Below are 24669 nucleotides of genomic sequence, written 5' to 3'. Positions count from 1 at the left end.
ATGGGCAGAGGGTGAGCGTCGGCATCATAATGCTGGTCCATACGGCATTCGACCGGGCCGAGCAGGTGGCGCGCCATTGGGCCGCGGCGGGCTGTCCGCTGGTCATTCATGCAGACCGCAACGTGCCCAGCGAGACGTACAGGAATTTCGTCGCGGCGCTGTCCGACCTCGAGCAGGTGAAATTCGCCAGGCGGCATCGGTGCGAGTGGGGCACCTGGGGGCTGGTGGCGGCGACGCAGGCGGCGTCGGAGATCATGCTCAAGAGCTTTCCCGACGTGCGGCATGTTTACCTGGCGTCCGGCTCGTGCCTGCCGCTGCGGCCGGTGCAGGAACTGATCGACTACCTGGAGGATCGGCCGCAGACCGATTTCATCGAAAGCGCCACGACGGCGGATGTGCCCTGGACCATCGGGGGCCTGGATCACGAGCGGTTCACCCTGAGGTTCCCGTTTTCGTGGCGGCGGCACCGCAAGCTGTTCGACGCCTATGTTCGCCTGCAACGTAAGATCGGCTACAAGCGGCGCATTCCCAACGGGATCGTGCCGCATATGGGCAGCCAATGGTGGTGCCTGACGCGCCAGACCCTGTCGGCGATCCTGACGGACCCCGAGCGGGCGACCTATGACAGCTATTTCAAGCGGGTGTGGATCCCGGACGAAAGCTATTTCCAGACGCTTGCAAGGCTCTATTCCAGGCAAATCGAGAGCCGGTCGCTGACCCTGTCGAAGTTCGATTACCAGGGCAAGCCGCACATCTTCTACGACGATCACCTGCAGCTTTTGCGGCGGTCGGACTGTTTCGTGGCGCGCAAGATCTGGCCCTTTGCCAACCGGCTTTACAATGCGTTCCTGACCGATGCGGCGGGCGCGATGAAGCGGACCGAGCCCAACCCCGGCAAGATCGACCGGATCTTTGCCAAGGCGGTGGAACGTCGGACGCGCGGGCGGCCCGGCCTGCTGATGCAGAGCCGGTTTCCGGTGGAGGGGCGCGAGAACGGGCTGACCTGCGCGCAATACTCGGTGTTCGAGGGGTTCAGCGACCTTTTCGAGAATTTCGAGCCCTGGTTGGCCAAGGTCACGGGCACGCGGGTGCACGGGCATCTCTTTGCTCCCGAGCGGGCCGAGTTTTCCGATGGCCAGACGGTGATGAACGGCGCGCTGAGCGACAGTGCGAAGCTGCGCGATTACAATCCGCAGGCGTTCCTGGCGAGCCTGATCTGGAACACGCGTGGCGAGCGGCAGTGTTTCCAGGTCGGTCCGCGCGACCACATCAAGAAGATCGAGTGGCCGCTGGCCAAGGACCAGAACGCGCAGATCTCGGTCATTTCGGGCGCGTGGGCGGTGCCGCTGTTCAAGTCGAACATGAACTTCGCCGACATCCGGCAGGAGGCCGCGCTGCTGCAGCAGATCGAAAGCAAGCACCTGGATGTGCTGCGCTCGCAATGGGGCAAGGCGCGGGTGCGGATCTGGACCATGGCGGAGTTCATCGAGGCGCCGATGGAGCCCTTGCAAACAATCATCGACGAGATCGGAAAGCAAAGCGTGCATGGCCTGGCCGAGGTGCCGAAGATGGCCGACCTGACCGGGTTCGGGCAGTTTTTGCAGAACCTCAAGAACCAGGGGATGCATCCCTACCTGATGGGCGATTTTCCGGTCGAGCACCGCCTGCGCGAGCCGCAGGCTCAACAACGCAAACCCTATCTGGTGCGATAGATGGCAGGTCAATTCGACTATTTCGCGGTGTTTGCCGAGATGCGCACCGGGTCCAACTTTCTCGAGGCGAACCTGAACGCGTTCGAAAGCTTCGAGTGTTTCGGCGAGGCGTTCAACCCGCATTTCATCGGCTATCCCAACCGCGACGAGATCGCCGGCGTGGCGCAGCATACGCGCGATGCCGACCCGATGCAGTTGATCAAGGCGGTGCGGGACGTGCCGGGCAAGATGGGCGGTTTCCGGTACTTTCACGATCATGACCCGCGCATCCTTGACGTGATGCTGGACGATCCGCGCTGCGCCAAGATCATCCTGACGCGCAACCCGCTGGACAGCTATGTCAGCTGGAAGATCGCCCAGGCCACGGGCCAGTGGAAGCTGACCAACGTGAAGCGGCGCAAGGACAGCCAGGTTCGCTTCGACAAGGCCGAGTTCGAGACGCATGTGACCAAGCTGCAGGAATTTCAGGTGTTCCTGCTGAACCGGCTGCAAGCGTCGGGACAGGCAGCGTTCTACATCGCCTACGAGGATCTGCAGAACCTCGACGTTCTGAACGGTCTGGCGAAGTTCCTGGGCTGCGACGAACGGCTGGAGGCGCTGGACGGCTCGTTGAAAAAACAGAATCCCAGCGGACTTGAAGACAAGGTGTCCAACTTCAAGGATATGGAGCAAGCCTTTGCCGGGCTCGATCCGTTCAACCTGACCCGGACGCCCAATTTCGAGCCGCGCCGGGGGCCGGCGGTGCCGGGCTTCGTGACCGGGGCCCATGCGGCGCTGCTGTACATGCCGATCCGGTCGGGACCCGAGGCGGCGGTGTGCGACTGGCTGGCGGGGCTGGATAGCGTGGCGGCGGACGACCTGCCGACCAAGCTGAACCAGAAGGACCTGCGCCAGTGGAAGCGGCGTCATCCGGGGCATCGCGGCTTTACCGTGGTGCGGCATCCCGTGGCGCGGGCCCATGCGGCGTTCTGCGACAAGATCCTGCAAACCGGGCCGGGATGTCTTGCGGACATCCGAAAGACTTTGCGCAATTTCCACAAGCTGCCGCTGCCGGGCAGGATGCCGGACGAGGGCTATGACCGGGAGGCGCACAAGCAGGCCTTTGCGGCGTTCCTGGAGTTTCTGAAAGCGAACCTTGCCGGACAGACGAATATCCGTGTGGACGCGCACTGGGCCACGCAATCGGCGATCATGCAGGGCATGGCGCAGTTCAGCCTGCCGGATCTCGTGCTGCGCGAGGAGGAACTGGCCGAGGCGCTTCCGCGGCTTGCGGCATCGGTGGGCTATGACGCGGCCGCGCGCCCGGCAACATCTGTGCCCGATCAGCCCTTTTCGATCGACGAAATTTACGACGAAGAGATCGAGACGCTGGTCAGTGACATCTACCAGCGCGACTACATGATGTTCGGGTTTCGGGCTTACGCCGCCTGAACCGACTGTGCCTCGGTGATAATCGTGTGCAGCGTCGCGGGATCGTCATTGGCTCGCAGCTTGGCGCAGATCGCCGGATCGCGCAGGGTGCGCGAGACAAGCGCCAGCGCCTTGAGATGTTCCACGCCGGCATCTTCGGGCGCGAACAGGGCAAAGGCCAGATCGACCGGCTGGCGGTCGACCGAGTTGAAGTCAATCGGCGTGTCCAGCAGCACCAGCGCACCCACGACCGAGTCGATGCCCGCCAGACGCGCATGGGGCAAGGCCACGCCATGCCCCACGCCTGTGGGTCCGAGGTTTTCGCGCTCGATCAGGGCGTCCACCACTTTTTGCGGATCGAGGCCGTAGACGGACTCGGCAATGCTGCCAAGCTCGTGCAGAAGGCGCTTTTTGCTGGACACGGAGGAATAGACCCGGACCGCGTCAGGCCGCAAAATCTGAGTGAACTGCATTCAGTTATGCTCCATCGGCGGCCGGTTCCGCCTTGCTAGCTCGATCGTTTACGGGTCGATCCATCCGATATTGCCGTCATCGCGGCGATAAACGACGTTGACCCCATCTTTTCCTTCATTCCGGAACACGAGCACCGGGGCGCCGGCAAGTTCCATCTGCATGACCGCCTCGCCGACCGACAGAGAGGGAATATGATGCTCCATCTCTGCAACGATAACCGGCTGCAGGCTTTCGGGTTCCGATTCTCCCCCATCGGCTTCGGAGGCGAGGATATAGGCGGAAGCCTGAGAAAGTTCAATAGGTTCCGCCCGGTCGCGATGATGGTCCTTCAAACGGCGCTTGTAGCGGCGCAACTGCTTTTCCAGTTTCTCGCTGCAATCGTCGAACGCGGCGTAGATCTCATGCGCGTGGGCCTTGGCCTGGGCGGTCAGCCCGGTGGACAGGTGGACCGTTGCCTCGCAGACGAATTCGCTCGCACTCTTGGAAAAGATCACGTGCGCGTCCGTCGGCCGTTCGGCGTATTTTTCCACAATGGAGTTCAACTCGTTCTCGACATGAGTCTGCAAAGCCTGGCCGACATCGATTTGTTTTCCACTGATTTGATAGCGCATTCAGAACCTCCAACATGCGGACAGAAATGGCCTGTGGCGCGATGAGACGCGCTGATCCAGGTCAAATCCGTGAGGGATGTAATGACGTTTTCTGTGTGCCCGGGCCCGGCCCAAAGGATGGGTCGCACGGCTCGAACAGTGCAAAAACCGAAAGCGTCATACCTCATTTGATCCGCGATATGGGCATCTTGTCAATGGAGATTGCGTGAGGGCCCGGCGCAAGATCGCTCAGGATATACGAAAATTTTCGCCGAGGTAGACGCGGCGGACGTTTTCGTTCGACACGACCTCGGACGGGGTGCCCGACATCAGGACCTTGCCGTCATGCAGGATATAGGCACGGTCCACGATTTCGAGCGTTTCGCGCACGTTGTGGTCGGTGATCAGTACGCCGATGCCGCGCTTCTTGAGGTCGGCGACCAGGTGGCGGATATCGCCGACCGAGATCGGATCGACCCCGGCAAAGGGTTCGTCCAGCAGCAGGTACTTGGGCTGGGCGGCAAGGCAACGGGCAATCTCCACCCGGCGCCGCTCACCGCCCGACAGGGCCAGCGCGGGGGCGCGGCGCAGGTGCTCGATGGAGAATTCCGACAGCAATTCCTCGAGCCGCTCGCGGCGCTTGTGGCGGCTGTCCTTCGAGATGTCGAGGATCGCCATGATGTTGTCCTCGACTGACATGCCGCGAAAGATCGACATTTCCTGCGGCAGGTAGCCGACGCCCAGCTTGGCGCGGCGATACATCGGCAGGTTGGTCACGTCGCGCCCGTCGATCCGCACATGCCCGCCCTCGGGATGGATCAGCCCGGCGATGGCGTAGAAGGTCGTCGTCTTGCCCGACCCGTTCGGGCCGAGAAGCGCCACGACCTCGCCCTGGCGCAGGGAGAGGGTGACATCGCGGATGACGACGCGCTTCTTGTAGCTCTTGCGCAGGTTCTCGACCGACAGGCCGGTGCTTTCGTGGGCGATATGCAACTCGGGCCGGGCCATCACTCGTTCCCGTCCTCGGGTTGCAGGATCGTCTTGACGCGGCCCGTGACACGGGCGGTGCCGGCCCGCGTGTCGACGAACATCTTGTCACCGCTCAGTGCGTTGATACCCTGAACGAGGAGCACGTCGCCCTCCATCTCGATCAGGCCGGTGTCGACGTTGTAATCGGCGCGCGACGCCTCGGCCGCATCCTCGCCGCTGACAAGGGTGACGCCGCCGGTCGCCTGAAGCTCTTCGATGCCGCTTTGATCGCTCTTGTAGACCACCAGAACGCGGGGCGCGGACAGGCGCATCTCGCCCTGTCCGATCAGAACGTTGCCGGTAAAGACCGCGGTGCCGTCCTGCTGGTTCACGTCCAGATTGTCGGCGGTGACCTCGACCGGAAGGCTGCTGTCCTGGGCGGTGTTGCCGAAGGCGACCTGCGCGCCCTGGGCGGCGGCGGCGAGTGGCTGGCACAACAAAATGACTGCAATCAAAATGCGAAACGAATGGGTCACTGATCTGGGTCCTCGGACGGCTGCGGAGTATATACCAGCTTCACCCCTTCGGTGAAAACCAAATGTGCCTCGCCGGTTTCGTCGTCCTCGGACAAGACCATGCGCCCCGCGGTCAGGTCTCCGGCGGGGCCGGTGCCCGACACGGGGCCGGGCGTTTCGGCGTAAAGCACGTCCAGCTTTGCGTTCAGCCGCTCGGTGGTCATCTCGTAGCCGGTGGTCGTGTCGATATGGACGTTGCCCATCAGCGAGGCGTTCAGATCGGATTGGTGCATGTCGCCGCGATCGGACCTGACGGTCACCATGCCGCCGGAAAACAACCGCATCTCGGCGGTGACATCCTCGGCATTGATCAGGCGGGGATCGTCCGTCGCCGGGCGGGCGGTTTCGGCGGTGATCGTCACCTCGTCCCCGCCGCTGGTCACGCCGGCAAAGGCCGCGTTCGTCGCGCCCTGGTCGCGCGCGCGCTGCTCCAGGTCGATATTGGCGATGGGGATGGATTTGGTCGGGTCGATATGGCGCGAAATCAGGAAGATCGTGGACAACAGGCCAAGCGCGGCCAACGGCAGGATGATCTTCATCCAGGCCACCAGGCGCGAGTAGAAGTTGTCGGTCGTTGCCATGGTCAGTGCGCAAAGATATCCGTTTCGGGCCAGCCGGCCAGGTCCAGCCGGGCCCGCGTCGGCAGAAAGTCGAAACAGCTTTGGGCCAGCTCGGTGCGGCCCTCGCGGGCCAGCCTGGCGTCCAGTTCCGAGCGCAGCCGGTGCAGGTAAAGAACGTCAGAGGCGGCATAGTCCAGCTGCGCGTCGCTCAGTTCGGGCGCGCCCCAGTCCGACGATTGCTGTTGCTTGGAAATATCGACGCCCAGCAGTTCCTGAAGCAGGTATTTCAGCCCGTGCCGGTCGGTATAGGTGCGGATCAGCTTGCTGGCGATCTTGGTGCAGTAGACAGGCGCGGCCAGCGCCCCGAAGGCGTTGAACATCGCGGCGATGTCGAAGCGGCCGAAATGGAACAGCTTCAGGACGCCGGGATCGGTCAGCAGACGTTCGAGGTTGGGCGCGCTGGTCTGGCCCTGCATCACCTGAACGATATGCGCGTCGCCGTCGCCGCCCGACAGCTGCACCACGCAGAGCCTGTCTCGATGGGGGTTGAGCCCCATCGTTTCACAGTCGATGGCGACGACGGACCCAAGATCGAGGTCGTCCGGGAGGTCCGATTTGTAGAAGTGATTGGCCATGATCCGCCCGCTTGTTTTCGAACTCATATAGGGCGCTGCCGCGCGATGTGCGCCTGCTTAAGCGAAAAGATGCGGACGCTCAACGAAAAGCAATCGCGTGGCCCGTCTTTGGACCGATCACGACATACGTGGTAGTGTGGTCTTGCACCGTCAAGCCGTGGCGTTGCCCTGGCGTGAGTCACCTGCAGTCCGTTGCCTTTGGTCCGATGTGACAGTCGCCGGAATTACAAGTTTTCGACATGTGTATTTGTAACGATGAACCGGGGCGTTTTCTGCCCGCAATTCATTCAGGCGAGGTTCACGATGAAAGATATCATCACACTGCTGATGGCCCTGACGGCGCCCGAGCCGGACGGGAGGTATTTTGAGACCCTGTTGGCTCGGGGCGAAGGCGCCCCCGTCGAGATCGTGTCTTGTCGCGACCCGATGGCGATGTCGGAAATCGTCGGCGAGACGATCCTTTGCGGAACGGTCACCGTGCCGGAGGATCACGACGCGCCGCAGAACGGGCAAAGTGTCGACCTCGCCTTTGCGATCCTGCGATCCGAGACGACCTATCCGGCCCCGGACCCGCTGGTTTACCTGCATGGCGGGCCGGGGATCGGTAACCTGAACAGCGGTCTGAGCTTCATGGCGGACGCCTTTGCGCCGTTTCGTGCCAATCGCGACGTGATCATCTTCGATCAGCGGGCCGCGGGCATCTCTTCGGGCAGCGTGGTCTGCAACGAGCAGATTGCGCAGAATGTCAGCCAGGTCATGACCGAGGAGACCGGCGCGCTGGAAGCGGACCCGGAGGGAAACCCCGTGGTCAGCCAGTTCCTGAAGGATTGCCTGTCCGAGATCGAAGCGGACGGCACGGATCTTTCGAAATACAACACGCGGCAGAACGCGCTGGACGTGCCGATGATCCTGACCGCGCTGGGCTACGAGGAATGGAACCTTTACGGCATTTCCTACGGTACCAAGCTGACGCTGGAGGTGTTGCGCACTGCGCCCGAGGGTGTCCGGTCAGCCGTGATCGACGGCGTCGCGCCCCCGTGGGTCAGGCTTTATGACACGCTGACCCTGCCTCTGGCGGAATCGATGCAGCGGCTGGTCGAGGATTGCGCCGCGGACACGGCCTGTGACACCGCCTATCCTGATCTGGACGAGGTGCTGCGCGACGTCATCGCGCGGTCGACGGCGGAGGACCTGGTGGTCGACGGCGCGACCATTCCGCCGCAACTGGTGCTCAGCTTCTTTTCGCAGCGCAACGATCGGTTCAACCTCGGCTCGCTCACGCCGTATATCCCCGCGATGGTGTACGAATTGCACCGGGGAGAAGACACGCCGACCATCGAGATGGTCGTGAAGGACTGGAATTTCTCGGTGCCGCAGCCGGATGCGGAGGCGGTTCTTGCGGCACGGCGGGAGGACCTGACCGAGCAGCAGCTGCATCTTCTGCAGATGGCGCTGGGAGATGCCGAGATCATCGAGGATGCCACAGCGGCGCTCGGGATCGCCGTGGCTGACCTGCGCCGTCAGTTGCGCCGTGACCGCGTGCTTGGCCCGATGCCGGGATTGTTCGATGCCGAAATGTCGGCCGCCGTGCCCGACACGATCGTCACCTCGGATGCCGCCCGCGCGACACTGGAAGGATACTCGGCGCTGCAGTTGGGCGAACCCACGCGCGCCAGGTTGTCGGAGTTTGTCGAAACGCATTTCGAGGGGCCACACCTTGCGCGCCTGCTGGCCATCGTGGAGGCGATGACCGACGACGAAGTCGCCGCCGTCTATGCCGACGCTGCGCAATCGGTGCAGTCTCACACGTTGGAGTTTCAGCAGAACTCCATCGACCTGATGCTCTACGCATGCCAGGAGGATGTGCCGTACAACACGATGGAAGGTTACCGGCAGACGGTCGCGGAACAGCCCTATGACGTGACGGCTTTTTTCGATGGCCCGGCCATGGGCGTCTACACGGCTTGCAAGGCGTTCACGCCGGCGCCGCGCGACAATTGGCACGAGGTGGTGGAAAGCGATATTCCCACGGTTTCAATCGGGTCGGGATGGGACACGCAGACTGCTGCGAGCTGGGCAAAGGAGGCCACGCGCGGGCTGAGCAACGCGCAGCACTTCTTCATTGCCGAGGCCGGTCACGGCGCGCTGGCTTATGTCGATTGCGTCGGGGACATGACCGTGGCCTTCGTCAATGAGCCTTCACGCACACTCGACAATTCCTGCGTAGAGGCGACGGCGGTTCCAGCGTTCCATATCGCACCTTGGGTCGACACGGCACAGTAAACCCCGAAGGCGACGAACCCTTGTAGAGAGGACTGAGATGTATCCAGGAAAGTGGTGCCACTGAAGGGCATCGCCTTCATGCTCACGCGTGTCTCTCTGTGACCGCTGGGAGTGCTTACCTCATTGTAATTATGAAATTAAATGCCCGGATAAGTCGTCCTTTGCCTCGGCGTATCCTCTAACCTTGGTGGATATGATTTGCGTGCCAGGGACAGACTTTCATCAACCTTCGTCAAAAATGCGCCAGTTGCAATTGGCCCGTTGTCGTTGCCATAGGCAAACTCGAGTAAACTCGAGAATCCGGTTTCGATAACTGCTTCGCCGCACTGTCCGAAGGTGTAGACGTCAGCCAAGGACCGCCTGCGCAGCACGGTCCTTTCATTCAAGTCGCCACCGCTTAGAATATTGCCAAGGCGTTTATGAACGTGGCGCCGAAGTGTCGAGCCTTGTATCTCGAAACCCTGCTGCTTTGGAAGACGCTGCGATCCGGATTGATCCTCGTCCAAGGATCGCTCATGCCAATTGTCGATCCCATGTCGTGCCGGGCACGGCCGCCAGAAGGCTGCGCGTATAGTCCTCTTTGGGATCGAGAAACACCTCGGCCACCGGCCCGATCTCCACCAGCTTGCCCTTTTGCATCACGGCCACCCGATCGCAAAGTTGAGCCGCCACGCGCATGTCGTGAGTGATGAACATGAGCGAAAGATTCAGTCGGCTTTGCAGGTCCCGCAAAAGGTCCAGCACTTGGGCCTGGATGGATACGTCAAGCGCCGAAACCGCCTCGTCCGCAATGATAAGATCTGGATCCATCGCCAAGGCCCGTGCAATCCCGATGCGCTGTCGCTGTCCGCCGGAAAACTCGTGTGGGAAGCGATCGGCGGCGCCTGCATCCAACTCGACGATTTCCAGCAGTTCACGTGCGCGGGCATGGGCTTTCTCTTTGGACACGCCTTGCACGATGGGGCCTTCGGAGAGCGCATGGAGGATCTTCTTGCGCGGATTAAGTGACGCGTAAGGATCCTGAAAAATCATTTGAACCCGGCAGCGGGCGCGGCGTAGCTCCTGAGCGGTGAGGCTGTTCATGTCTTGGCCGTCAAGGATGACTTCCCCGCTGTCGGACTCCACCAGCCGGACGATTGCACGGCCCACGGTGGACTTGCCCGAGCCGGACTCTCCGACGATCCCCAAGACCTCGCCGCGTGCGATGGTGAAAGAGACATCGTCGATTGCGGTCACGCTGCGGGAGGCTTTGAAAAGCCCGCCCGAGGTGACAAAGGTCTTGCACAGGTTGCGGACCTCTAGCACCGGCTGCGCGCGTACAGGCTCCGGCGTCGGGACGTGATCGGACGGGATCGCCTCTAGCAGGGCCTTGGTATAGGCGTGTTGCGGATTGGCCAGAACCTCGCGCGCCGCGCCTTGCTCGACGATCTCGCCATAGCGCATGACGATCACCCGGTCGGCGATTTCCGCGACCACGCCGAAATCATGGGTGATGAACATCACCGCCATGCCGTGCCGGGACTGGATGGTCTTGATAAGGTCGAGGATCTTGGCCTGCGTGGTGACGTCCAGAGCGGTTGTCGGTTCGTCGGCAATCAGGATCGCCGGATCAAGAGCCAACGCCATGGCGATCATCGCACGTTGCCGTTGCCCACCCGACAACTGGAACGGATAGGCGCGGATGATCTTTTCGGGGTCGGGCAGACCAACCTCGCGGACCAGGTCCAGCGCCTTGGCGCGCCGTTCGGGCGGGCTGTGGCGGTTATGCGCCTCGAAGACCTCGGTGATCTGGTCGCCGATGCGCATCAACGGGTTGAGTGCCGTCATCGGCTCCTGGAAGATCATGCCGATCCGGTCTCCACGGAGTTTGCGCCTTTCGTTGTCCGGTATTGCCAGAAGGTCGCGTCCTGCAAATTCGGCAGAGCCTTGGGCGATCTCAACCTGATCGGGCAGCAGGCCCATGAGTGCGTTGGCGGTCATGGACTTGCCCGACCCGGATTCGCCGACCACACAGAGGATTTCGCTGGACTTCAGGTCGAAGTCCACGTTCTGAACTGCATAGTCCCGGTCCGCGCCGGGCGGCAGGGATATCGCCAGCTCGCGGATCGACAGAACGGTCTCCATCTTAGCGCCCCTTTCTTGCCAGCCGGGGGTTCAGGGCGTCGTTCAAGCCCTCGCCAATGAGGTTCAGGGCCAGAACCGTCAGCAGGATCGCCACGCCCGGAATGAAGCTGAGCCACCACGCGGTGCGGATCACCGTGCGCGCCGCACCGATCATGTAGCCCCAGCTCATGATGTTGGGATCGCCCAGCCCGAGGAAGGACAGCGAGCTTTCCAGCAGGATTGCCGTTGCCACCATTAAGGAGGCCATGACGATGATCGGTGACATCGCGTTGGGCAAGATATGTCCGAAAAGAATACGGGCGTTGGACAGCCCGGCCAGCCGTGCGGCATCGACGAATTCCCGCTTGCGCAGCGACAGTACCTCGGCCCGCACGAGGCGGGCGACGGGCGGCCAGCTGACGATGGCGATGGCCAGCGTTATCGTCGGCAGCGTCGGTTCCAGAATCGCGACGAGAACGATGGCAAGGGCGAAGTTCGGGATGGTCTGGAAAAACTCGGTAAAACGCATGGCGCCGTCATCCACCAGCCCTCCGTAGAAGCCCGCGAATGCCCCGAGCGGCACGCCGATCAACAGCGCCACCAGGGTCGACACCAGCCCCACGATCAGCGACACGCGCGCGCCATGCACCAACCCCGCCGCCACGTCGCGGCCCAACGTATCGGTGCCCAAGGGAAAGCCATCGGTGCTGAACGGTTCGAGGAAGGGGCGCTGCACCATCTTCCACGGGCTTTCTGGGTAAATCAGAGGCGCGAATATGGCCAAAAGAACGACGCAAGTCAGGATCACCGCGCCGATCACCGCGCCCCGGTTGCGGGAGAATCTTTTGAGGAAATCGATCATGGGTGTCTCCTCAAATCCGCGGATCAATCAGCCGATACACAATATCGGTGATGATGTTGAAGGCGATCACCATGGCGGCCGAGACAAGGAACACACCGAGGAGCGTGTTATAGTCACGCGCGGTCAAGCTCTCGAACATAAGGCGACCGATGCCGGGCCATGCGAACACGGTTTCGGTCAGAACGGCACCGCCCACCAGTTGCCCCGCCTGAAGACCGGCCAGTGTGACGACGGGCAAGAGGGCATTGCGCAGTATGTGACGACGCCGGATGGTTCCCTCGCGCAGACCCTTGGCGCGGGCCGTCTTGACGAAATCCATCTGGCTGACTTCGAGAACCGAGGACCGGGTCATCCGCAGGTACACTGCCATGAAGAAAAGCCCAAGCGTCAGCGCCGGCAGGAACAGGTGTTTCAGCCGGTCCAGCACAGCGGTTATGCCGGTGTATTCAGCGCCAACGGTTTCGTATCCGAAGGCCGGGAACCAGCCCAGATGCACCGAGAACAGCACGACGGCCATCAGCGCAACCCAGAAAAGCGGTGTGGCATAAAACAGCAATGCCATGGTGGTGATCGCGGTATCGCTCCATTTGCCCTGCCGTGCGGCGGCGGCAAGGCCGAACACGATCCCCAGAAGCAGGGACATGCCAAAGGCGGTCATCGTCAGTAACAGCGTAGCGGGCAATCGGTCCAGGATCAGGTCCAGCACGGGCATCTGTTGACGATAGGAGTAGCCAAGATCTAGTTGCACGACGCCCGAGACGTAATTCCAGAACTGTACGTAAAGCGGCTGATCCAGCCCGAACTGCTGGCGCAATTGCTGGATGAATTGTTCGTCCGCTGCGCCTGCTTCGCCTGCCATGACCATCGCCGGGTCGCCGGGGGCTGCATGGATCAGGAAGAAATTCAGCACGACGACCAGCAAAAGCGTGATGATGGCTTTGGCGGTACGGCCAAATATGGCGGCGGCAAGGTTCATTGTCTGGGCCTGCTCGGTTCGCGGTGGTCGTCAGGGACCGAATAGAGGCTGGCCCGGGTCATTCCGGGCCAGCTTTGCATCCTCACTTGGATCTATTGCTCGACCCACGCGTCGCGCAGCCCGTCATTCACACCGATGGCGGTGGTCACGAGATCCTTCACGTCGCAGCGATAGATCGTTGGAAACTCGATCTCCAGAAGCCAGGCGACCGGCACGTCGTCGACCAGTTGTTTCTGGACTTGCGTGTAAATCTCCTGACGCTCTTCCGGGGTGGCGGCGATGGCGGCTTCGGCGAACATCTCGTCCACCTCAGGGTTTTCATAACCGGCGACGTTGTTCCACGGGCTGCCCTTGGCGATGTTGGACGAAAGATAGCTGCGTGCGACACCCAAGGCCGGATCACCGTACTGGTAGAGGTAGGTGAAGGCGATATCGAAATCCCACTCGGCCTGTTTCTGGTTCCAGCCGGCGACGTCGGTCGCCACCACTTCGACGTTGACGCCCACTTCTTCGAGGTTCTGCTTCATCGCCTCGGCCCAGCGTTGCCATGTCTCGCCGTAGGGCAAAGGCAGAATGCGCACGGTTTCCCCGTCATAGCCTGCGGCCTCCAGGTGCTCGCGTGCCTTGTCGGGGTTATGATCGTACATGATGGTGTCGTCGGTGTAGAAATTCGTCTTGGACGATACCGGGCTGGTGGCGACCGTGCCGAACCCGTTCCAGATCACATCCTTCACGAACTCGCGGTCCATAGCGTGCATCACAGCTTTGCGGAAATCCTTGTTTGCCGTGGCCCCTTCGCGGGTGTTCATCCACGCCATCGCATGGGGCGCGAAGTACTCCCAACCCTTGCCGGTGGAACAGACACCGTCCATCTCGGTCAGGCGTTTCACGTCCCAGTTCTCGACAGAGCCACCGGGCAGCACGTCGACCTCGCCATTTTCGAACGCCACCGCGCGCGAGGCGGCATCGGGAATGACGCGATAATAGACCTCATCCAGATAGGGCTGTCCCTCCAGATAATAATCCTCGTTCTTCACCAGGTGGATGTAGCTGCCTTTCTCCCACTCATTGAACTTGTACGGGCCGGTGCCGATCGGCGCGTTGTTCGCTTCGTTGTTGGCGAAATCCGTCCCCTCGTAGATATGCTTGGGGATCATCGGCATGGTTCCGGCCTCGAAGACGCCGATGAATGGGCCAAAAGGGTTCTTCAGCTTGAAAACGACGGTGTGATCGTCTGGCGCGGTCACGGATTCAACGTGTTCCAAACTGACCCGAAGTCGCGCATGGGTTTCGCGCAGGAACGTATCGACCGAAAACACCACGTCCTCGGCGGTGAAGGGCTCGCCATCATGCCAGGTGACCCCGTCCTGAAGCGTAAAGGTATAGGTCAGCGCATCGTCTGAAATCTCCCACGACTTGGCCAGCGACGGCATCGGGTTCAGGTCGGTGTCATAGCGCAAAAGGCTTTCGTAAATGTCGCCCGCAACCAGCTGCGTCGGTCCGTTTTGTACGAGACCCAACATCAGGCTGGGCGGTTCGGGTTGCACCACGATGTCAAGCCGGCCGCCGGTGTCCTGTGCCAATATCGGCAGCGCAAGCCCGAGGTACAGAATTGAGGCTGTCAGTGTCTTTTTCATTTAAATCTCCCTGTTGATGTTCGCGATGGTCACTTTTCCGGGATTTCAAAAACCGCCCGGTTGTGCTGATAGCTCGCGAATTTTCCGTTACACGCCGCGTGCCGGTTACCGGTCTCTCGGAGTGTTCGGCGTTTGTGATTGCCTCCGTTGTGTAGGTGTCTGGCATACCCGAGGTTCATAGGCGGGTCGGTCGGGAGTCAAGGCAGTTTGTCAGTTGATGAAAATCTGAATTGCAAAATCAAGGTTTTAGCACAAGCACGAAGCAGCTTCTTTGGCCGTTCTGGCGTGATGCCAACACGGATCAAGACGTTGATGTAGTTCTGAGCTCGATTAGAGGCGGCAGGGTCTATTGGAAAAAGAACGCGCATACGGCAATCCGCGATGAGCGGGGACTTGGTCATATAGGTATTGATTTAAGCGGGCGGTCGAACAGGTCTCCAAATCTACCGTGTGGTTCGATGAGTTGCCAACTTGGTATCAAAAACTGGGTTTAGCCAGTGAAGCATGCTGGCATCACTGAGGTCAGCTTTGAGTATTCTGCCGCGCAGCGGCACCGCTAAAACCAAGGGCGGCTTTGGGCTGTTCGCTGTCTGGATGCCATTGGTCAATTGGAGTGGGAGTTTCTATTGCTTTTCCAGAACCGACTGGTGGCTTCCCCCGGGGAGAGACGGGGGAAGCTTGGCAGGCGAGGCCCGAACTGGCGCGTTCTGCGTCAGATCGGTGCGGTTCGTCAACTGGACTGCAGATAGCCCAAGATGTCCGCGTTGATCGCTTCAGCCATCGTCGCCGCCATGCCATGAGAGGCGCCGTCATAGACCTTGAGCGTCGCGTTCGGCATGATCTCGACCGTCCTTGAGGCAGAGGACTTTATGGTCACGACCTGATCGTCGCTGCCATGCATCACCAGCGTCGGCAGTTGGATCGCCTTGAGGTCCTCGGTAAAGTCGGTTTCCGAGAACGCCTCGATGCAGTCGTAGTGCGCCTTGGCGCTGCCCTGCATCCCCTGCCGCCACCAATTGCGGATAAGGCCTTCGCTGACCTCCGCGTCCGGGCGGTTGAAGCCATAGAACGGGCCCGATGCCACGTCGAGGTAGAATTGCGGCCGGTTCGCCAAAAGCGCCTGGCGGAAGCCGTCGAATACGTCCAGCGGCGTGCCGTCGGGGTTGCTGTCCTTCTTCACCATGACCGGCGGCACGGCACCGATCAGCACCAGCTTCGAGACGCGCCCGGGCTTGGCGCGGGCGGCGTAGTGCACGACCTCGCCACCGCCGGTGGAATGGCCCACATGCACGGCTGCCTTGAGGTCCAGCGCGTCGGCCAGGGCGATGACATCGGAGGCATAGGTGTCCATTTCGTTGCCGGTTTCCGTCTGGTCCGAGCGCCCGTGTCCGCGCCGGTCGAAGGCGATGACGCGAAAGCCCTTGCCGAGGAAATAGAGCATCTGGGCATCCCACTCGTCGGCCGTCAGGGGCCAGCCGTGGTGGAACACGATGGGCTGCGCGTCGCGCGGGCCCCAGTCGCGGTAGAAGATCTGCGTGCCGTCTTCGGCGGAAATGTAGGTCATGGTCTGAGGTCCTTTGATGGAGGGAGATGTTTCGGCCCGCAGGCCGGGAGCGGTCAGCAGCGGTGTGGTCGCTGCAATCAGCAGGCCCGTGCCACCGGCAATCGCGCAGCGGCGGGTGAGCGGGATTGATTCAGGTCCGGACATGGCGTTTTCCCGATATGATCAACTGACACGGGTCGGATTTGGGCAGCTTGCAGGTACGGTTCGCCTGAACGTGACCACCGATGAAACTGTCTACATTGACGATCCAGGAGGCGACGGCGACGGCCGCGACCGAGATGAGGAACAGGATCGCGCTCCAGGAGAGTATAGATTTCACTTTCAGATGGGACATGGTGTGGCTCCATTGCCGGGGTGATTTCCCCAAGTGAGATTTTTGGTTGAGCAGATTGCGGGTTCATGCGGCGAGGCGGGCCCCGCCGCACGCGCTTGATAATTCAGCTTCCGCCAGAGGCGCGGGCGGCCTCATCGATCACGTCGGCGACTTCATCCGGCTTGGTCAGAAAGACGACATGGCTGCCGGGCACGTCGACCGACACGGCGCCAATCCGGTCGGCGGTTTGGCGCAGCAGTTTCGGGTCGATGGCCTTGTCCTCGGTCGCGATTACGGCCCAACTCGGCTTTTCCTTCCAGGCGGCGTGTTTCACCGGCGTTCCGAAGATATCCATGTTGATGGGCACCTGGCTGTCACGGAGGAAAGCCGCGTCCGCATCGGCGGTGTCGCCGGCAAAGCCGGTCTTGAACTCTTCGAGGTTGACGAAGCCGAACCCGTCATCGCCGGTCTCGATGATGAATTCCGGCGGAGCAGGGATGTCAGCGAATTGGTCGCCCGTGGTCTCGCCCACGTCTGGAGCCAGCGCGGAGACGTATACAAGGCCTGCAACCTTGGGGTTGATGCCCGCCTCGGTGATGACCGTTCCGCCGTAGGAATGCCCGACGAGTATCGCCGGACCGTCCTGACGGTGGAGGATGCGGTCGGTGGCGGCCACGTCATCTGCAAGAGAGGTCAGCGGGTTCTGCACGATGCTGACACGGTAGCCGCGCGCGGTGAGGATGTCGTATACGCCGCGCCAGCCCGACCCGTCGGCAAAGGCGCCGTGAACGAGGACGACGGATTTGACCGGCTGTTCGGACGGGATCGTATCTTGCGCGTTTGCGCTGGTCGTGATGGTCGCGGCGGCGGCAGCGGCGGCGACGGCAGTTCTGAGTTTCTTGGACATTTGAATGTTCCTTGGTTGATATTGGCAGAGGTCCATAAAGGCCGTGGGAGGGCGGCTTTCCGGTCTTTTTTACTGGATGGCATCCCTGTCGCAGGCGTCGGCATCGTAGCGTTTTGACGCTGATGGGTGCTTGCAACTTTGGCGTATGGTTTGCTGGATACGCTGCAGCGTGATTGAAGATCGGCGTTTTTTCGGCCAAGGCTTACCCAAGTTTCGAAAGAATATTTCATGTCCGGCTCGTTCGAATCAGCGCCGGTTCGGGTAAGCTTTTGTGCTGTCTGCTCCTTTCGGTCAGTTGATGCGTGACCGTAAATTAAGCTTTTGACGACGTTTTGATAATTGGGATAAAATGAGATGTTGAATTACGGAAATCAGGACAATGAAAAACTACAAGCTGACCGATTTCGATGCCGTTCTCGCGATCAGCCGCAGAGGATCGTTCCGGGCTGCGGCACTCGATATGGGCATGTCGACAAGCGCGCTCAGCAATGCGATTTCCAAGCTGGAAGGACAACTGGGTGTGCGCCTGTTCAATCGCACGACGCGCAGTGTCTCGCTGACCGAGGCAGGGCACAGGTTTGTCGATCAGGTCAGCCCGGCGGTGCGGGATATCCACCAGGCTCTGGACACCGTCCGATCGCAACAGGAAACACCTTCCGGCACCGTGCGTATCAACACCTTCGTCACCGCTGCGCAGGAGATTCTTGAACCACTGATCCTGGAGTTCCTGAAGCGGTTTCCCCAGGTTCAGGTCGATCTCGTGACCGAGGGGAGCCTTGTGGACATCGTGGCGGACGGGTTCGATTTCGGGGTGCGCAGCAAAACCCTCGTTCCGTCGGACATGATCGCGATTCCGCTGGGGCCAGCGCGGCGCCATGCCGTCGTCGCCGCACCGTCCTATTTTGCGAACCGGGATGTCCCGCGCGTTCCGGCCGACCTGAAGGCGCATACCTGTATCCGCGTCCGCCTGCCGAACGGTGCGCTGTATCGCTGGCAGTTCGAAGCCGAGGGCCAGCCGGTGCATGTGGACGTGGACGGGCCATTGACCCTGGATGAGGCCAGCCTGGCGCGCACCGCGGTCCTAGATGGCGTGGGCATCGGCTATTTCATGGAGTCGAACGTGCGTGCGGATATCGCGGCGGGCCGACTGGTGCGGATCCTCGACGATTGGACCCCACCGGTTGCGCCGCTGTGCCTGTATTACCCCAGCCGGCGCAACCCGCCGGCCGCGTTCAAGGTATTCGTCGATCTTGCACGCGAGCTGGCGCGCTCGGCCCGGGCGGTGTGAAGATTGGCCGGGCTATCGCCGGAATGGGGCGATGGCGAAGGCGCGGGCAAGGTGGTCTATGAAGGCGCGAAGCGCCGAGGCCCTTGCGGTGTCGCGTGAGAACACAGCGTAGATCGTGCCCTCGACCGTCGAGATGTCGGGCAAGACCCGCATCAGCTGGCCGCCTGCAATATCCGGCATACAGGCATGTTCAGGCAGCAGGGCGACGCCCAGCCCCCTGATTGCAGCGTGCCGCAGGGTGGCGATGTCGCTCGTGACCAGCCGCGGGGTGACGTCGATGGTATGGGGTTTGCCATCCCGGTCAAAAAGCTCCCATACACGGCTGTCGCCGGGCAGGCACAGGGTCGGGATGGCCTGCAAATCCCGAGGCGTCAGCATATGGCTCGTACCGGCAAGGGACGGCGCGGCAACAAGGATGCCACGCGACACCCCAAGCCGCCGCACGACATGCGAGGCGCCGGCCTCGACCTGTGACCGCGCGCGGATCGTGATATCCACATCGTCCCTGACGAGGTCGAGCGGGCCCGCCATCGCGACCAGTTCGATCCGGACCTTGGGAAAGTCGGTGAGAAATTCGGCGACGACATCATCCAGCAGATCATTCAACAGGCCCGGCGGACACCCGACACGGATGCGGCCCGACGGCCCGTCGCTGTCACTTGCCGCGCGCCGGGCCGCATCGAAGGCGTCAACCATCGTCTTGCCGTGATCCGCCACGATCCGCCCGGTTTCGGTGGGCCGCATGTTGCGCGTCGTCCGCTCGAGCAGGCGGACGCCCAGATCCTGCTCAAGCCGTGCGATCGCCTTGCTGAGCGTGCTTTTGGGCATTCCGAGATCCCGCGCCGCGGCGGCAAACGAGCCTTTGTCGACGACTTTTCTGAAGCGGGCGAGATCATCGAGGCTGGGCGTCTTAGACATGTGATTGTCCATCCGGGCAGACAGTGAAACGAAATCTGACGCCGTAGTGCAGACGGGTGCGCGCACATAGCTTTCCATGCGTCAAACAAAGGAAAGCGACATGACAGATCAAGATCCCATCCGGCTGGCAATCGTCTATTACAGCAGTACCGGCAACACGTTCACGATAGCACAGGAAATCGCCGCCGGCGCCGAAAAGCACGGCGCCGCGGTTAGGATACGGCGGGTGGCGGAACTGGCACCCAATGCGGCAATAGATGCCAACCGGGCATGGCGGAAACACCTTGAGGCAACGCGTGAAGTTCCCGTTGCCACCCACTCGGATCTGGAATGGGCGGAGGGCTTCGTTTTCGGCACGCCGACGCGTTTCGGGCTGCCGGCGGCGCAGTTGAAGCAGTTCCTGGACAGCTGCGGCGGTCTGTGGATGAACGGGAAGCTGACCGACAAGGCCGTGAGTGCCTTCACAGGGGCCGGGAACGTGCATGGTGGGCAGGAATCCACCCTGCTGGCGTTGCACAACGTGTTCTATCACTGGGGCGCGATCATGGTGCCGCCCGGGTATACCGATCCTGCGATTCATGCCGCCGGGGGAAACCCGTACGGCACCAGCTTTACCGACGGGCAAGGCGCGCCGCTTCCCGAGGCGACGTTGCAAGCGGCAAGGCACCAGGGGGCGCGGATGGCCACATGGGCGCACGCGTTGCGACAGGTCAGGGCGGCGTGACGGTGCGCGTGCGATCCGATGGCCGGCGGGTCGCCAGCGGTGCGTGCTACAGGGGCGGGTCATGCCGCCCCTTGACAGCGACCGCAGAGGTCGGGGACGCCGGTTTGAGGTGAATCCGTCAGAATGCCAGAGGCGCGTTGTCCTTGACCTCTTTCAGCACGAAGAAAGTGCGGATCTGGCGAACGCCCGGCAGAGTGATGAGTTTGCGGCCGTGCAACAGGTTGAACCCTTCCATGTCCCGTGTCCTGATCTTCAGCAGATAGTCGAAATCCCCGGCGACGAGGTTGCAGTCGAGGACCTCTTTCATATCTGCGACGGTCTCTTCGAACTCGGAAAAGCTCTCGGGTGTGGACCGGTCCAGCACAACGCCGACCATCACGAGCGTCCCCAGCCCCACGCTGGCCGGCGCGATCTGCGCTCGGACGGATGTGATGTATTTCTGTTCGATCAGACGTTGGGTGCGGCGGTGGCATGTCGCGGCGCTGACGTTCACCAGCCGAGCCAGGTCTGAATTGGCCATCCGGGCATCTTTCTGAAGCGCACGCAGAATGTTTCGATCGATCCGATCGAGGTCCGGGCTGAAAGAATCTTCCGGCATTGTTCGGGTTTCCGCAGGTCTCGGGCGTACTGATGCGCCTTGCTACATCATCTAAGGCACAGTTCCGGATTCGAAGAAAGCGGGTTGTCGGTGCGTGGCCATGTGGCATGGAGAGCAATGTCGGCTGGCGCAGTCCGGACTAAGGCGGTGTCATTGTCCGTTTGAATAGGATGCGCCGGATCATGCGGACCGGGGGATGTCTTGCCCCCGATCCGCGTCGGTTTTGGTTCATGCCCCGGCTGCGAGGGGCTGTTCGGCGCGAGTCAGACCGTGCTGCTGGCGGATCATGTCGGCGGCACGCTCTCCAATCACCACGCAGGGGGCCATCGTGTTGCCGGTGGTGATGCGGGGCATGATCGAGGCATCAGCGATGCGCAGGTTGTCGATGCCGTAGACCTTGAGCTGATGATCGACGACCGACATCTCGTCCCGTCCCATCTTGGCGGTGCAGGACTGGTGCCAATAGGTGACTGCCGATTTGCGGATGAAATCGGCCATCGCCTTTCGATTTCGGCCGCCGGGGGCGACCTCCTGCCGGACGAGTGGATTAAAGGCCGCGTGGTTGCCGATCTCGCGGCACATCTCGACGGCGGTAAGGGCGGTCTCCAGATCCTCGGGTTCGCTGAGCGCGTTCGGCTCGATCAGGAGCGGATCGTCGGGATTCGGCCCTGACAGCCGCAGGCGGCCCCGGCTTTTCGGCTGGGCCAGGCCCGCGAACATGGTCCAGCCATGGGGCGGCGTGCCGATGCCCGCTTCCTCTGGGGCGGGCACCGGGAATTCGAGCTGGCATTGCAGGATATCGGGCTGTTTGAGGCGCGCAGAGCTTTGCCAATAGAGCGTCGCCTCGCATCCGCCGCCGCCGACACCCTCCGGCTTGTGATAGGCCCAGGTGCAGCCGAAGGCGAGGTGATCCTGGTGATTCTGGCCGACGCCGGGAAGGTCGCGCACGGTCCGGATGCCATGTGCGGCAAGCTCGTGCTGGGGTCCGATACCCGATTGCATCAGGACTTTCGGGGTCTGGATGGCGCCAAGCGACAGAATGGTCTCGCAGCGTGCGCGGAACTGCCGGAGCTTGCCGTCGAGCAGGACTTCGACTCCTATGGCCGACGAGCCATCCAGCAGGACGCGGGAGACGAGGGCGCCGGTCAGAACGGTCAGGTTGGGCTGGTGCATGATGCGGTGGGTGTAGGAGCGGAACACTGACTGGCGCCGGCCGTCGCGGATGCGGAGATCCGCGATAGCGGCCCCGCCGGGGCCTTCCATCATCGCCCCGTTCGGGCTGTCGAAGACCGGGATGCCCATGTGCCCGGCAGCCTCGAGCATCGCGCGGGCGACGGGCTGGGGCGCTGCAGGTTGTTCGACGTGGACAGGGCCGCCCATGCCGCGCCGTTCGGCGTCGGGTGTGCCCTGCCAATCCTCGATGCGGCGGTAATAGCCGAGGATGGACTGGTACCCCCAGGCGGGGTCGCCGGATTCGGCAGCGAAGTGATCCCAGTCTTCCTTGTGGCCACGGGCCCAGACCATGACGTTGATGCTCGATCCACCGCCGAGGCCTTTGCCCATGCTGAGCGGAAGCCTGCGACCGCCGAGGGTCGGGCTGGGTTCGCCGGAGAACCCCCAGTCGCGCTCGCTGCCGAGGTTCAGGGGCCAAAGGGCCGGGTTGGTGACCGTGTCTGCCGTGTCGTCGCCACCGGCCTCGAGCAGTAGAACGCTGACGTCCGGCTGTTCGGCCAGCCGGGCCGCGACGACCGAGCCGCTGGACCCTGCGCCACAGACGATGAAGTCGTATTCGGATCGAAGCGCTTGGCGCAGGGCTTTCTGGTTGTCCAAGACGGCGAGGTCGTGCCGCGTCAGGGTCGGATCGGTGTCCATGCAGGATTCTCCGTGGGATGGCTGTGTTGATGTCGAGAACGGTTTGGTCGAGATGAAGTGGTTGCTGCGGCACACCGCGAACAGACCACCGTTGGTGGTTTCACCGTTCACCGGAATGGACGATGCAACGCCGCAACTTGGCCATGCGGCCCCGCGCCGGGGTTATGGGGTCCGACGCGCAAAGGGGCGGGCGCTCAGACGGTCGGAACGGTTCCGCCATCGATGGTGTACTCGGTGCCCGTTATCGTGGCCGCGCGGTCCGACGCCAAGAAGGCGATCAGGCTGGCGATCTCTTGGGGTTTTGTCGGGCGGCCTATCGGGATACCACCCAAAGACTGCATGATGAGTTGCTTGCCGCCTTCGTAGTCGGTCCCTTGCTCCTCTGCGAGGCGCTGGGCGAGACGCACCGATGCCTCGGTCTCGATCCAGCCGGGAGAGACTCGCAGGACCCGGACGCCTTTCGGAGAGACTTCCTTGGACAGACTCTTGCTGTAGGCCGAAAGAGCGGCTTTGGCTGCGGCATAGGCTGTTGTGGCCTCCGGCAGGGGCAGGACGCGCTGGATCGAGGTGACGTGGATGACGACACCGTGGCCCTGGGCCACCATCTCGGGCACCAGCAACCGGTCGAGCCGGACCGAAGGAAAGAGGTTCAGATCGAGCTCCATTTGCCATTGATCGTCATCGAGTGCCGCGTGGCCGCCGCCCGGCGCGGATGACCCGCCGACCATGTGGACAACGATGTCGATGCCGCCCAGTTCTTCCCGGACCGCATCGGTCACCGCCTTGCAGCCTGCGGGTGTCGTCAGGTCTGCGGCGACGAATACGTCTGCATTTATCCGCTCAGGGCGCGAGCGCGCGGTCGTCAGGACCTTTGCGCCGAGCGTTTGCAGCAGTTCGACAGTCGCGGCTCCGGCACCTTGGGTGCCCCCGGTCACGAGTGCGCGCTTACCAGTCAGGTTGAGAAAATCGGTCATGATCTGAGCTCCGGATTTATTGCTGAATGTTGCTTTCTGGAAAATTTAAGGGACGTCGTGTGTTTAGAAAATATGGATTAAATGGCATGCGTTATCTTGAAATCCGGGATAATGTGCGGGGGAGGTCCGGCAGACTGATTATCCCGAAATCTGGAACTCGGCGTGTTGTTTTATCCCTATTATCGAATTTTCATCCTCACTTAGATTATCTGTTGGCGCGGCGGTCAGAGGGTTGTCGCGCCTTGGACCGCAACAGGAGAATGATGATGAAACTTGAACTACCGGCAGTGATCGCCCAGTACTTCTCGGCCGACAAAAAGGGCAACGCGCAGGCGATAGCGGAATGCTTTACCGATGACGCGATCGTTGTTGATGAAGGCAATACGTACAAGGGTCGGGAGGCGATCCGGCAGTGGATGGCCAACGCCTCAACGCAATACACCTATACCGTGGAACCATTCTCGCTGACCGAGGAGGGCGGTCGCACTATCGTAACCAGCCATCTCGTCGGCAATTTTCCGGGGAGCCCGGTCGATCTGCGGTATCTGTTCCGTCTGGAAGGAAACAAAGTAGCCGAGTTGGAAATTATTCCCTGACGCGACTTGTTGCCCGGAGCGGTACCACCGAACGCCGTGGAATTGGGGGTCGGGTCGTGATGCCTGCACTGGATCGGAGCTGACCGGACCTCGCAAGATATACCATGAAGGACCGCTCTGGGCCGGCCG

The 24669-nt window shown here is 61.8% G+C and carries 24 protein-coding genes; 6 read left to right on the top strand and 18 right to left on the bottom strand.

The features are described from left to right. Positions 1–11 precede the first annotated feature (11 nt). Complete coding sequence (locus FIU85_RS11290) at positions 12–1712, top strand: beta-1,6-N-acetylglucosaminyltransferase (protein ID WP_152496959.1); 1701 nt, start codon at positions 12–14, stop codon at positions 1710–1712. Further along, on the top strand, positions 1713–3143 hold the full coding sequence (locus FIU85_RS11285) for a sulfotransferase family 2 domain-containing protein (RefSeq protein WP_152496958.1): 1431 nt from the start codon (positions 1713–1715) through the stop codon (positions 3141–3143). It begins immediately after the preceding gene. Here FIU85_RS11285 and FIU85_RS11280 read toward each other — a convergent pair. The 6 genes from FIU85_RS11280 to FIU85_RS11255 form a co-directional block, all read right to left on the bottom strand. Then, positions 3131–3595 (bottom strand): PTS sugar transporter subunit IIA, encoded by a 465-nt coding sequence (locus FIU85_RS11280; protein ID WP_152494308.1) that lies wholly within the window; start codon positions 3593–3595, stop codon positions 3131–3133. The two genes, FIU85_RS11285 and FIU85_RS11280, sit on opposite strands and share 13 nt — an antisense overlap. Positions 3596–3643: 48 nt before the next feature. Next, positions 3644–4207 (bottom strand): ribosome-associated translation inhibitor RaiA, encoded by a 564-nt coding sequence (raiA, locus tag FIU85_RS11275; RefSeq protein ID WP_152496957.1) that lies wholly within the window; start codon positions 4205–4207, stop codon positions 3644–3646. 228 nt (positions 4208–4435) lie between these two features. Then, positions 4436–5194, bottom strand: a complete 759-nt coding sequence (lptB, locus tag FIU85_RS11270) for an LPS export ABC transporter ATP-binding protein (RefSeq protein ID WP_152494310.1) — start codon at positions 5192–5194, stop codon at positions 4436–4438. Then, complete coding sequence (gene lptA / locus FIU85_RS11265; RefSeq protein WP_254703054.1) at positions 5194–5655, bottom strand: lipopolysaccharide transport periplasmic protein LptA; 462 nt, start codon at positions 5653–5655, stop codon at positions 5194–5196. Before lptA ends, lptB begins: the two co-directional genes overlap by 1 nt. Positions 5656–5687: 32 nt before the next feature. Then, on the bottom strand, positions 5688–6311 hold the full coding sequence (gene lptC, locus FIU85_RS11260; protein ID WP_152494312.1) for an LPS export ABC transporter periplasmic protein LptC: 624 nt from the start codon (positions 6309–6311) through the stop codon (positions 5688–5690). 2 nt (positions 6312–6313) lie between these two features. Next, positions 6314–6925: a ribonuclease D gene (locus FIU85_RS11255; RefSeq protein ID WP_152498231.1), complete on the bottom strand. Its 612-nt coding sequence runs from the start codon at positions 6923–6925 to the stop codon at positions 6314–6316. Between the two features lie 303 nt (positions 6926–7228). On the opposite strand from FIU85_RS11255, the gene FIU85_RS11250 reads away from it, so the two are divergent. Next, positions 7229–9208, top strand: a complete 1980-nt coding sequence (locus FIU85_RS11250; RefSeq protein WP_172978869.1) for an alpha/beta fold hydrolase — start codon at positions 7229–7231, stop codon at positions 9206–9208. A gap of 137 nt (positions 9209–9345) precedes the next feature. Here the strand turns inward: FIU85_RS11250 and FIU85_RS11245 are convergent, their stop codons facing one another. The 8 genes from FIU85_RS11245 to FIU85_RS11210 all read right to left on the bottom strand — a co-directional run bounded on the left by FIU85_RS11245 (position 9346) and on the right by FIU85_RS11210 (position 17570). Then, positions 9346–9714, bottom strand: coding sequence for a hypothetical protein (locus tag FIU85_RS11245; protein WP_152496954.1), 369 nt, complete (start codon positions 9712–9714; stop codon positions 9346–9348). Between the two features lie 7 nt (positions 9715–9721). Beyond that, positions 9722–11332 carry an ABC transporter ATP-binding protein gene (locus tag FIU85_RS11240; protein WP_152496953.1) on the bottom strand — a complete coding sequence of 537 codons (1611 nt, stop codon included), beginning with the start codon at positions 11330–11332 and terminating at the stop codon, positions 9722–9724. 1 nt (position 11333) lies between these two features. After that, complete coding sequence (locus FIU85_RS11235; RefSeq protein ID WP_216648873.1) at positions 11334–12173, bottom strand: ABC transporter permease; 840 nt, start codon at positions 12171–12173, stop codon at positions 11334–11336. 10 nt (positions 12174–12183) lie between these two features. Beyond that, positions 12184–13149: an ABC transporter permease gene (locus FIU85_RS11230; protein ID WP_152473885.1), complete on the bottom strand. Its 966-nt coding sequence runs from the start codon at positions 13147–13149 to the stop codon at positions 12184–12186. A 92-nt stretch (positions 13150–13241) separates the two neighbouring features. Next, positions 13242–14786, bottom strand: a complete 1545-nt coding sequence (locus FIU85_RS11225; protein ID WP_152494316.1) for an ABC transporter substrate-binding protein — start codon at positions 14784–14786, stop codon at positions 13242–13244. A gap of 730 nt (positions 14787–15516) precedes the next feature. Beyond that, complete coding sequence (locus FIU85_RS11220; protein ID WP_152498229.1) at positions 15517–16350, bottom strand: alpha/beta fold hydrolase; 834 nt, start codon at positions 16348–16350, stop codon at positions 15517–15519. Between the two features lie 130 nt (positions 16351–16480). Continuing rightward, positions 16481–16684, bottom strand: coding sequence for a hypothetical protein (locus FIU85_RS11215; protein WP_144435619.1), 204 nt, complete (start codon positions 16682–16684; stop codon positions 16481–16483). A gap of 103 nt (positions 16685–16787) precedes the next feature. Then, complete coding sequence (locus FIU85_RS11210; RefSeq protein WP_152496952.1) at positions 16788–17570, bottom strand: alpha/beta fold hydrolase; 783 nt, start codon at positions 17568–17570, stop codon at positions 16788–16790. 379 nt (positions 17571–17949) lie between these two features. Here FIU85_RS11210 and FIU85_RS11205 point away from each other — a divergent pair, with 379 nt between their 5' ends. Continuing rightward, positions 17950–18858 carry a LysR family transcriptional regulator gene (locus FIU85_RS11205; RefSeq protein WP_152496951.1) on the top strand — a complete coding sequence of 303 codons (909 nt, stop codon included), beginning with the start codon at positions 17950–17952 and terminating at the stop codon, positions 18856–18858. A 12-nt stretch (positions 18859–18870) separates the two neighbouring features. Here FIU85_RS11205 and FIU85_RS11200 read toward each other — a convergent pair whose 3' ends face one another. After that, positions 18871–19776, bottom strand: coding sequence for a LysR family transcriptional regulator (locus tag FIU85_RS11200; protein WP_172978867.1), 906 nt, complete (start codon positions 19774–19776; stop codon positions 18871–18873). 100 nt (positions 19777–19876) lie between these two features. Between FIU85_RS11200 and wrbA the strand changes: the two genes are divergently transcribed. After that, positions 19877–20500 (top strand): NAD(P)H:quinone oxidoreductase, encoded by a 624-nt coding sequence (wrbA, locus tag FIU85_RS11195; protein ID WP_152496949.1) that lies wholly within the window; start codon positions 19877–19879, stop codon positions 20498–20500. Positions 20501–20618: 118 nt separating this feature from the next. On the opposite strand, the gene FIU85_RS11190 is transcribed toward wrbA, so the two are convergent. The 3 genes from FIU85_RS11190 to FIU85_RS11180 form a co-directional block, all read right to left on the bottom strand. Then, entirely contained in the window at positions 20619–21020 is a 402-nt protein-coding gene (locus tag FIU85_RS11190) for an Lrp/AsnC family transcriptional regulator (RefSeq protein ID WP_254702883.1), read from the bottom strand. A 306-nt stretch (positions 21021–21326) separates the two neighbouring features. After that, entirely contained in the window at positions 21327–22970 is a 1644-nt protein-coding gene (locus FIU85_RS11185; RefSeq protein ID WP_152496947.1) for a GMC family oxidoreductase, read from the bottom strand. 194 nt (positions 22971–23164) lie between these two features. Next, a complete protein-coding gene (locus FIU85_RS11180) occupies positions 23165–23944 on the bottom strand; it encodes an SDR family oxidoreductase (protein ID WP_152496946.1) in 780 nt (259 codons plus the stop codon). Positions 23945–24210: 266 nt separating this feature from the next. Here FIU85_RS11180 and FIU85_RS11175 point away from each other — a divergent pair, with 266 nt between their 5' ends. After that, a complete protein-coding gene (locus FIU85_RS11175) occupies positions 24211–24540 on the top strand; it encodes a nuclear transport factor 2 family protein (protein ID WP_152496945.1) in 330 nt (109 codons plus the stop codon). Positions 24541–24669: the final 129 nt, after the last annotated feature.

Origin of the sequence: Roseovarius sp. THAF8, assembly GCF_009363735.1 — a bacterium.
Lineage (GTDB): Bacteria > Pseudomonadota > Alphaproteobacteria > Rhodobacterales > Rhodobacteraceae > Roseovarius.
This window is presented reverse-complemented; position numbering and strand designations above follow the sequence as displayed.

What these genes read in the sequence shown, in the direction of transcription:
- FIU85_RS11200 (WP_172978867.1), bottom strand. Translation starts at nt 19,776, where the DNA reads ATGTCTAAGACGCCCAGCCTCGATGATCTCGCCCGCTTCAGAAAAGTC.
- lptB (WP_152494310.1), bottom strand. Translation starts at nt 5,194, where the DNA reads ATGGCCCGGCCCGAGTTGCATATCGCCCACGAAAGCACCGGCCTGTCG.
- FIU85_RS11250 (WP_172978869.1), top strand. Translation starts at nt 7,229, where the DNA reads ATGAAAGATATCATCACACTGCTGATGGCCCTGACGGCGCCCGAGCCG.
- FIU85_RS11190 (WP_254702883.1), bottom strand. Translation starts at nt 21,020, where the DNA reads ATGGCCAATTCAGACCTGGCTCGGCTGGTGAACGTCAGCGCCGCGACA.
- FIU85_RS11255 (WP_152498231.1), bottom strand. Translation starts at nt 6,925, where the DNA reads ATGGCCAATCACTTCTACAAATCGGACCTCCCGGACGACCTCGATCTT.
- FIU85_RS11180 (WP_152496946.1), bottom strand. Translation starts at nt 23,944, where the DNA reads ATGACCGATTTTCTCAACCTGACTGGTAAGCGCGCACTCGTGACCGGG.
- FIU85_RS11285 (WP_152496958.1), top strand. Translation starts at nt 1,713, where the DNA reads ATGGCAGGTCAATTCGACTATTTCGCGGTGTTTGCCGAGATGCGCACC.
- raiA (WP_152496957.1), bottom strand. Translation starts at nt 4,207, where the DNA reads ATGCGCTATCAAATCAGTGGAAAACAAATCGATGTCGGCCAGGCTTTG.
- FIU85_RS11185 (WP_152496947.1), bottom strand. Translation starts at nt 22,970, where the DNA reads ATGGACACCGATCCGACCCTGACGCGGCACGACCTCGCCGTCTTGGAC.
- FIU85_RS11240 (WP_152496953.1), bottom strand. Translation starts at nt 11,332, where the DNA reads ATGGAGACCGTTCTGTCGATCCGCGAGCTGGCGATATCCCTGCCGCCC.
- FIU85_RS11230 (WP_152473885.1), bottom strand. Translation starts at nt 13,149, where the DNA reads ATGAACCTTGCCGCCGCCATATTTGGCCGTACCGCCAAAGCCATCATC.
- FIU85_RS11215 (WP_144435619.1), bottom strand. Translation starts at nt 16,684, where the DNA reads ATGTCCCATCTGAAAGTGAAATCTATACTCTCCTGGAGCGCGATCCTG.
- FIU85_RS11235 (WP_216648873.1), bottom strand. Translation starts at nt 12,173, where the DNA reads ATGATCGATTTCCTCAAAAGATTCTCCCGCAACCGGGGCGCGGTGATC.
- FIU85_RS11225 (WP_152494316.1), bottom strand. Translation starts at nt 14,786, where the DNA reads ATGAAAAAGACACTGACAGCCTCAATTCTGTACCTCGGGCTTGCGCTG.
- wrbA (WP_152496949.1), top strand. Translation starts at nt 19,877, where the DNA reads ATGACAGATCAAGATCCCATCCGGCTGGCAATCGTCTATTACAGCAGT.
- FIU85_RS11205 (WP_152496951.1), top strand. Translation starts at nt 17,950, where the DNA reads ATGAAAAACTACAAGCTGACCGATTTCGATGCCGTTCTCGCGATCAGC.
- FIU85_RS11220 (WP_152498229.1), bottom strand. Translation starts at nt 16,350, where the DNA reads ATGACCTACATTTCCGCCGAAGACGGCACGCAGATCTTCTACCGCGAC.
- FIU85_RS11210 (WP_152496952.1), bottom strand. Translation starts at nt 17,570, where the DNA reads ATGTCCAAGAAACTCAGAACTGCCGTCGCCGCCGCTGCCGCCGCCGCG.
- FIU85_RS11280 (WP_152494308.1), bottom strand. Translation starts at nt 3,595, where the DNA reads ATGCAGTTCACTCAGATTTTGCGGCCTGACGCGGTCCGGGTCTATTCC.
- FIU85_RS11175 (WP_152496945.1), top strand. Translation starts at nt 24,211, where the DNA reads ATGAAACTTGAACTACCGGCAGTGATCGCCCAGTACTTCTCGGCCGAC.
- lptC (WP_152494312.1), bottom strand. Translation starts at nt 6,311, where the DNA reads ATGGCAACGACCGACAACTTCTACTCGCGCCTGGTGGCCTGGATGAAG.